The organism is Oleiphilus sp. HI0128 (genome assembly GCF_001635365.1).
In genome coordinates, this window is the sequence record NZ_LWGG01000292.1 from 1 (window position 1) to 1,381 (window position 1,381).

1 protein-coding gene is annotated in these 1,381 nt (G+C 46.5%); it reads left to right on the top strand.

The annotated features are described in order from the left end of the window. Positions 1–1,381, top strand: a 1,381-nt coding sequence (gene mutS, locus A3763_RS03770; protein ID WP_156494882.1) for a DNA mismatch repair protein MutS, incomplete at both ends; no start/stop codon positions are given.

Sequence of the window (1,381 nt, forward strand, 5' to 3'; positions counted from 1 at the left end):
TCCGCTGAGAATTATATTGCAAAGCTTGTTCGATCTGGTTTGTCGGTTGCTGTCTGCGAGCAAACAGGTGACCCGGCAACAAGCAAGGGGCCGGTTGAGCGTAAGGTAATGAGAATTGTCACTCCCGGCACGCTGACTGACGAGGCATTTCTAGAAGAGCGGCGTGACAATTTGCTCTGCTCAATTTCCTTTGGTGATGAGGAAGCCTTTGGTCTAGCCTACCTAGACCTGAGTGGCGGACGCTTTTCTGTGTCGCAAGTTCGAGGCTTGCCCGACCTAATAAGCGANTTGCAGCGTATTAGACCGTCNGAAGTTTTAATAAGTGAAGAGTTTCCATATGAAGGAGCTTTTGAGAACTTAACTGGTCTTAGACGCCAAGCTCCATGGCTTTATGATCTTGATTCCGCAAAAAGCTTATTGACTACTCAATTTAAAACGAAAGACTTAAGCGGCTTTGGTATCGATTCGATGCAATTAGCTATCTGCGCGGCGGGTTGTCTGCTGCAGTATGCAAAGGATACTCAGCGTAATGAGCTGCCTCATATTGTCACCATCAATAAAGAAGAGCGTAGTCAATACATTCTACTCGATGCAGCCAGTCGCAAGAACCTAGAAATTGACACCAACCTTGCTGGCGAAAGTAATCACACCTTGGCGTGGGCAATGGATGCCTGTAAAACTGCAATGGGTAGCCGCTTGCTTAGGCGCTGGCTCCACCACCCTTTAAGAGACCGGGAAATTGTGAATGCCCGTCTAGATTGCGTGTCTTCACTTGAGCAATCCTATAACTACGACGCCATTCAAACGAATTTAAAACAAGTCGGAGATGTACAGCGTATACTCGCCAGGATTGCGCTTAGATCTGCACGCCCTCGTGACCTATCACGACTTAGAGACACTTTAATACTACTACCCGCCATACAGGCAGATTTAAGGTCAGTTGATTGCCCAAGTCTTGGTGAAGTAGCTAAAGATATATCCGAACACCCCTCTTTAGCTGAGTTATTAGAGCGAGCAATTATCGATAACCCTCCCGTCGTTATTAGAGATGGCGGCGTGATAAAAGATGGTTTTGACGCAGAGCTAGATGACTTACGCAATATCAGTGAAAATGCCGGTCAATTTTTAATCGATCTAGAGACTCAGGAGCGGGAGGCAACCGGGCTTTCGACCTTGAAGGTTGGTTACAATAGAGTTCATGGTTACTTTATCGAGATTTCAAAAGCTCAGTCAGATAAAGCGCCCGATGCATATATAAGGCGTCAAACGCTAAAAAATGCAGAGCGCTTTATAACGCCAGAGCTGAAAGCTTTTGAGGATAAAGCGCTGAGCAGTAAAAGTCGCGCTTTATCGCGCGAGAAAGCCCTTTACGAAAGCCTAC